A 6,584-nucleotide genomic window follows, 5' to 3' on the forward strand; every position below is an offset into this window, starting at 1 on the left:
GGGTAGGGGGATGCGCCGGGCCCGGGGATAGGTCTTGAAATAAGAGGTGGGGGAGATCTCCTCCCGGGCCCGGAAAAGGTCCCTGCGGGAAAGTTTGGTTCCCTCCAGGAAGGTAAACCCCAGGGAGCTTCGATACTCAGGCATGGCCGCGCCTCTTTCGTTTTTTCTTTTTCTTGGGAAGACTTACCTCCAGGTTAAAGAATTCTTTTTCCCTGGGGAAGATGATCTCGGAGAGCCGCAGCAGAAGAGGAAAATAGCTCTTGCGGGTGAGTTTCCTGGGAGGGGTTTTTCCCTTCAACACGAAATAGCGATAATAAAGGAGCGAGGAGAGGAGGAGCAGGGTTTCCTCGAAGAGTTCCCGGCAGAAGCGGTAGGACCCCAGGATCTCCAGGAGTCTCTTTTCCACCTCCCGCGTGGGGCGTTCGGGTCGGGAGGGCGGTTTCCCGAACCCGTGGGCCAGAAGGTAGGGGTAGAGAAAGAGGGTCAGGGCTTCGGCCTGGGAGAGCTGTCCCTCGGATAGGAGACGATCCGAAACGGAAAGGAGCCGGGAGAGGAACTTCTGGGTCGGGGGAAAGGCGACCAGGGTGCGGTGATAAGAGGGAAAGATTTCCCGGAACAAGCCGCTCTTGAACATCAGGGAGAGCCAGGGTTCGGACCATCCTCCGGTTACGTCCTTGAGCCACTCGTCCCGCAGGCGATAGGGGGAACAGAGGCGGATCTTTTCCCGATGTTTCAGGATCCCCTCCCAGGTACGGGGCTCTATTTCAAAGCCGGCCCGGGCGGCGTGTCTTATCGCCCGCAGCATCCGCACCGGGTCCCGGGTGAAGCGGATATCCGGGTCCCCGATGATCCGGATTATTCCCCGGCGCAGATCTTCCAGCCCTCCCACATAATCCACGATGGTGAAATCGGCTATGTTGTAAAACAGGGCGTTGATGGTGAGATCCCGACGAAAGGCGTCCTGCTGAGGGGTCCCATAGACCTCTTCCTCCTCTTCCTCCAGGTCCTCCGGGCCCCGGAAGGTTACCACCTCTACGAATTTTCCTCCCCGGAAATACACATGAACCAGGCGAAAACGGCGTCCGATGATCCGACTGGCCCGGAAGAGTCTCCGGATTTCCTCCGGACGGGCATCGGTGCCCACATCGAAGTCCTTGGGGGTGAGCCCCAGCAGGAGGTCCCGTACGCTTCCTCCCACCAGATAGGCCAGATAACCCGCATCGTGCAGACGATAGAGGACCTTGAGGGCCTCGCGGGAGATCATGCGTCGGGAGATAGGATGTTCGGAACGGGGCACGATGCGGGGCTCGGGTGGAGCGTATCCGGGGAAGAGTTCTAGCTGTTTAGGCATGGGAGGATCTTTTGGATAGAGGACGGAAGAGTTTGGGATCGATGCCGTACTTGCGGATCTTGTAGTTCAGAACGCGCAGGGTGGTTCCCAGCAATCTTGCGGCCTTGCTCTGGTTGCCGCGGGTCTCCTTCAGGGCCTCGACGATGAGTTCCTTTTCCACCTTTTTGACCGCCTCCGGAAGGGTTAAGCGGGAAGGGGTATCCGAGCTCCGGGCGGTTTGCAGGCTGGGAGGGAGGTGATAGCTCCGGATTACCTCTTCATCGCAGATGAGCACGGCTCGCTCCATGGCGTTTTCCAGTTCCCGGACGTTCCCGGGCCAGTGGTATTGCATGAGGAGATCTATGGCCGGCGAGGATAGTCGTTTGATCTTTTTTTGATAGCGCTGACAATATTTATCCAGGAAATATTCCGCAAGCGGGATGATATCCGTAGGCCGTTCCCGCAGGGGAGGGATATAGATGGGAAATACCGAAAGTCGGTAGTAGAGGTCCTCCCGGAAGAGCCCTTTTTCCACCAGGTTTTCCAGATTGCGGTTGGTGGCGGCGATGATCCGTACATCCACTTTTACGGGTTCGGTGCCCCCCAGGCGATAGAATTCCTTTTCCTGAAGGGCATGAAGGAGTTTGGCCTGGATGGGCAGGGGTAGATCTCCGATTTCGTCCAGGAAGAGGGTTCCTCCGTGGGCCTTTTCCATGAGCCCGATCTTGCGGGCCTGGGCCCCGGTGAAGGCCCCTCGCTCGTAGCCGAAGAGTTCGCTCTCGAGCAGGGTTTCGGGGATGGCGGTGCAGGGCACGGTTACAAAGGGCCCTTCGGCCCGGGGGCTATTGTAGTGGATAAGTCTGGCGATGAGGGTTTTTCCGGTCCCGGATTCTCCTCTCAGGAGCACGGTGGCCGGGCTGCCGGCCACGCGATTGATCATTTCCAGGACCTCCTGCATCCGGGAGGAGGTGGCGATGAAGTTTTCCAGCTGATAATGTCCTTTGAGTTCCTGTTTGAGTCTCAGATTTTCCTCCAGCAGCCGGGCCCGTTCCTCCTCCAGGGCCTGAAGCTTGGCCACGGTCTGGGCCAGGAGCCCGGCCACGATGGTGAGGAATTGCAGGTTCTGGGCCAGTTCCACGGCGTCGGCGGCGGGTCGATCCACGGAAAGGGTCCCCAGCACCTGCCCCCCGCTCTTTATGGGCACGCAGATGAAGGAGAGCTTGCGTTTTTCCTCCTCCCGCCGGCTCCGGGTCCGATTGAGGAAACGGGGGTCCTCACTGATCTGCGGGACGATGATGGGCTGGCCGGTGGCCACCACCTCTCCGGTGATCCCCTCCCCGGGACGGTAGCGTCCCCGCCGTCGGGCCTCCTCGGAGAGACCGTGGGCTACCTCGATCTGGATCTCGCCGGTGCGGGGGTTGAAGATGGTGATGGTGCCCCGTTTGAGGGCGAAACGTTCCGAAAGCACTCCCAGCGTCTTCTCCAGGGCCTCGCGCAGCTCCAGGGTGCTGGCCAGGGTGCTGGCAATTTCGTAGAGACAGGTTATTTCCTCAAGGCTATGCTGGGTCATCCCCCTCACACCGTTTCTCCCATAAAATTTACAATTTTGCAATTCTACCCCCCTCCCACCCACCGGGCAAGCCCGAATCGCGCCTTCCTTGGTCTCCTTGACAAAAATATTTAATTAGAGTAACATACTCCAAAAATTTTTGAGGGTTGAGGTCATGAAGATCACGCAGGCCGAGGATTACGGTATCAGGTGTGTGTTATATCTGGCCAAGTATCCGCGGCAGGTGGTGCCGCGCTGGAAGATTGCCCGGGCCATGGACATTCCCGAACCCTTTCTGGCCAAGATTGCGCAGGATCTGGCTCGGGCCGGGATCATAGACATCATCCGGGGCCGGAAGGGGGGCTACCGACTGCGCATCCCTCCCGAGGAACTCACTCTCCTCCAGGTGGTGGAGGCCATGACCGGGGAGCTCTTCCTCAGTCCCTGCGTGCTGGATCCCCGCAACTGTAAGCGTCAGCCCCTGTGTCCCGTGCACCTGAAGTGGAAGGAACTGGTGGAGATGGTGCGGAACAAGCTCCAGCAGACCACCTTTGCCGAGCTGGTCCGGGAGGAGATCTGTCTGGTTGACAAACGTCGGAAAAAGGCTCATCATTCCTGATTAAGGGGGGTGATAACCATGAAATGAAAATTCGGCTCTCAAAATAGTTAAATTCTTTATCTATTTAATGTATCTGGTCAATTTCCGAAAAGGAGGTTGAAGATGGATGTGTTATGGGCCTCGAGATTGCAATTCGCCGTAGCGGCATCCTTTCATTTCCTTTTTGTTCCTCTCACCCTGGGGCTTTCGGTTCTCACCGCCATTCTGGAGACCCTGTATGTAAAGACCGGCGATGAAGACTATCGCCGGGCGGCTAAGTTCTGGGGAAGGCTTTTTCTCATCAATTTCGCCCTGGGGGTGGTTACAGGCATCACTCTGGAATTCCAGTTCGGGACCAACTGGCGGTATTATTCCGAATACGTAGGAGACATCTTCGGGTCTCTTCTGGCCATCGAGGCCACGCTGGCCTTTTTTCTGGAGTCCACCTTTGTGGCGGTGTGGGCCTTCGGCTGGAACCGGCTTTCTCCCAAGCTTCACTGTGTGGCCATCTGGCTGGTGGCTCTGGCTTCCAATATTTCCGCCTTCTGGATCCTCATGGCCAATGGCTGGATGCAGCATCCCGTGGGTTATGTTCTCCGGCACGGGCGGGCCGAACTGCAGAGTTTTGCGGCCGTGGTCTTGAATAAGTTTGCCTGGCTGGAATTCCTGCACACCGTTCCGGCGGCCTATATTCTTTCGGGTTTCTTTGTGCTCGGGGTTTCGGCCTGGCATCTGCTCCGGAAGAACGAGGTGGAATTCTTCCGCAAAAGTTTCCGGGTGGCCGCGGTATGGACGGTAATCTTCGCCCTGTTTGTCTTTGTGGAGGGGCATCTCCATGGCACCGAGGTGGCGCATACCCAGCCCGCCAAGCTTGCGGCCATGGAGGCCCTGTGGGAGACCCAGCGCGGTGCTTCCTGGACCCTTTTTGCCCTTCCCGACCCGCAAAACGAGCGTAATATCGTGGAAATCAAGATTCCCAAGGTCCTGAGTCTCCTGGCCTTCCATTCCACCCAGGCCGAGGTGAAAGGCCTCAAGGCCTTCCCGCCTCAGGATCGTCCTCCGGTATCCTTTACCTTCTGGAGCTTTCGGATCATGGTTTTTCTGGGGATCTGGTTCGTCCTGGCCAGCCTTTGGGCTTTCAAACACCGGAAAGACCCCCTGGCTTCCCCCTGGCTTTTGCGGGCCCTGATCTGGACCATACCCCTTCCTTATCTGGCCATCGAGGCCGGCTGGATGGTGGCCGAGGTGGGGCGTCAACCCTGGATCGTTTACGGGGTCATGAAGACCGCTCAGGCCGTTTCTCATCTCTCTCCGGCCCAGGTTACGGCCACCCTGGTGGCCTTCGTGATCTTTTACACCGTGCTGGGGGTGATCGATTTCTGGTTGCTGGCCCATTATGCCCGTAAAGGCCCCGAGCCGGTAAGAGCCTAGAAATTTAAAGTAAGGAGGGTTGAGTCATGGAACACAATATCTTTCAGATAATCTGGTTTATTCTCTGGGGGGTGCTGTGGGCGGGCTATTTTGTCCTGGATGGGTTCGATCTGGGGGCCGGTATCCTTCTTCCCTGTGTCACCCGCAACGAGATCGAACGGCGTGCGGTTTATCAGGCCATCGGTCCTTTCTGGGACGGTAACGAGGTCTGGCTCATTACCGCCGGTGGGGCCACCTTCGCCGCCTTCCCCAAGACCTATGCGGTGATGTTCAGCGGCCTCTATACCGCACTCTATCTCCTGCTCTTCGGACTCATCATCCGGGGTGTGGCCATTGAGTTCCGGGGCAAGGTCCAGGATCCCGGCTGGCGTCGCTTCTGGGATTTTCTCTTCTGGATCGGTTCCCTGGTTTCCACGTTTATCCTGGGGGTGGCCTTTGGCAATATCTTTCTGGGGCTTCCCCTGGATCGGGAGGGGCATTTCCTGGGTTCCTTTTTCACGCTGCTTCATCCCTATGCCCTCCTGGCCGGCCTGCTTTTCGTTCTGGCCTTTTCCGTACACGGGGCCACCTGGCTGGTCTATCGGGTAAACGGTGAGCTTCGGGAACGTCTCCTCCGCGATGCCCGGATCCTCTGGGTCTTTGAGGCCGTGGTGGTGGTAGCCTTCTGGCTCTTCTCCCTCAAACTCACTCCTCTCTGGCACAACTATCTCCGGGCCCCGATCCTTCTCATCTTTCCTCTCCTGGCCCTGGGAGCCCTTCTTCTGGTGCCCTATTTTCTCCATCAGGGTCGGGCCCTGGCAGCCTTCCTTTCCTCCGGAGCCACCATCCTGGGGTTTACCGCCTGGGGCATGGCCGGGCTCTTTCCCAACCTCTTCCCCTCGCGTCTCAATCCGGCCTGGTCCCTTACCATCTACAACAGTTCCTCCAGTCCCCTTACCCTTAAGATTATGACCGTGGTGGCCTTCATCTTCGTGCCCATTGTGCTTCTTTACACCTTCTGGACCTATCGCACTTTTTCCTATCGCCTCACCCGCGAAGAGGTGGCCTACGGCGAGGGATACTGATTTACAGGGCGGGGCCGCGGCCCCGCCTTGACTTGATTCCTTAAGCCTCGGTAAGTTAGAACTATGCCCGAGGCTCCGTCATGGTTTGAGGTTCTCAAGGCCCTTTTTCAGAAGACTCCGGAGGAACACCTTCAGGAGTTCACCGAGGAGATAGGCCAGCTGGTGGAGGAGGCCGAACGGGAGGGGCTCCTGAGTCCGGAGGAAAGGGAGATCCTCCTTTCGGTTTTGCGTCTGCGTCGTGTGGCCGTGCGGGAGATCATGATTCCCCGGCGGGAATTGGTCGGGTTCCCGGTGGACCTCTCGGCCGGGGAGCTCTGGCGCCGGGTGGCCTCGGCTCCCCACGACTATTACCCCATCTACGAGGGCGAACTGGACAATTTCTTGGGGGTTGTCTCCCTCCGGGATCTGGTCCGCCGGGTGGGGGAGGATTTTTCCCTGCGTGAGCTCGTTCGCCCGGTCTATGTGATCCCGGAAAGTCTCAAGCTTCGGGAGGCCCTGCGTGGTTTTCGGGAGCGCAATGCCTCCGTGGCCCTGGTGATAGACGAGTTCGGGGCCCTCTCCGGTCTTTTGCGTCTTCGGGACCTTCTGGAGTTCCTCTTCCCGGTGCGGCAA

6 protein-coding genes are annotated in these 6,584 nt (G+C 58.3%); 4 read left to right on the plus strand and 2 right to left on the minus strand.

Annotation, left to right across the window (positions count from 1 at the left end; all coding sequences use genetic code 11):
• Nucleotides 1-136: 136 nt before the first annotated feature.
• Nucleotides 137-1,351 carry a hypothetical protein gene (locus tag F8J34_RS02560; protein ID WP_297056231.1) on the minus strand — a complete coding sequence of 405 codons (1,215 nt, stop codon included), beginning with the start codon at nt 1,349-1,351 and terminating at the stop codon, nt 137-139.
• Entirely contained in the window at nt 1,344-2,900 is a 1,557-nt protein-coding gene (locus F8J34_RS02565; RefSeq protein WP_297056233.1) for a sigma 54-interacting transcriptional regulator, read from the minus strand. Before F8J34_RS02565 ends, F8J34_RS02560 begins: the two co-directional genes overlap by 8 nt.
• 154 nt (nt 2,901-3,054) lie before the next feature.
• Between F8J34_RS02565 and F8J34_RS02570 the strand changes: the two genes are divergently transcribed.
• The 4 genes from F8J34_RS02570 to F8J34_RS02585 all read left to right on the plus strand — a co-directional run.
• Entirely contained in the window at nt 3,055-3,498 is a 444-nt protein-coding gene (locus tag F8J34_RS02570) for an Rrf2 family transcriptional regulator (RefSeq protein ID WP_297056235.1), read from the plus strand.
• 102 nt (nt 3,499-3,600) lie between these two features.
• A complete protein-coding gene (locus tag F8J34_RS02575; RefSeq protein ID WP_297056237.1) occupies nt 3,601-4,908 on the plus strand; it encodes a cytochrome ubiquinol oxidase subunit I in 1,308 nt (435 codons plus the stop codon).
• A 26-nt stretch (nt 4,909-4,934) separates the two neighbouring features.
• Nucleotides 4,935-5,972 (plus strand): cytochrome d ubiquinol oxidase subunit II, encoded by a 1,038-nt coding sequence (cydB, locus tag F8J34_RS02580; RefSeq protein ID WP_297056239.1) that lies wholly within the window; start codon nt 4,935-4,937, stop codon nt 5,970-5,972.
• Nucleotides 5,973-6,035: 63 nt separating this feature from the next.
• Nucleotides 6,036-6,584: CBS domain-containing protein (locus F8J34_RS02585; protein WP_297056240.1), on the plus strand; the 549-nt coding region annotated here is incomplete at its 3' end.

Source organism: Thermosulfurimonas sp. (assembly GCF_015491435.1).
Taxonomy (GTDB): domain Bacteria; phylum Desulfobacterota; class Thermodesulfobacteria; order Thermodesulfobacteriales; family Thermodesulfobacteriaceae; genus Thermosulfurimonas_A.

Coding starts and splice junctions, on each gene's coding strand:
- F8J34_RS02560 (WP_297056231.1), bottom strand. CDS start 1,351: ATGCCTAAACAGCTAGAACTCTTCCCCGGATACGCTCCACCCGAGCCC.
- F8J34_RS02565 (WP_297056233.1), bottom strand. CDS start 2,900: ATGACCCAGCATAGCCTTGAGGAAATAACCTGTCTCTACGAAATTGCC.
- F8J34_RS02570 (WP_297056235.1), top strand. CDS start 3,055: ATGAAGATCACGCAGGCCGAGGATTACGGTATCAGGTGTGTGTTATAT.
- F8J34_RS02575 (WP_297056237.1), top strand. CDS start 3,601: ATGGATGTGTTATGGGCCTCGAGATTGCAATTCGCCGTAGCGGCATCC.
- cydB (WP_297056239.1), top strand. CDS start 4,935: ATGGAACACAATATCTTTCAGATAATCTGGTTTATTCTCTGGGGGGTG.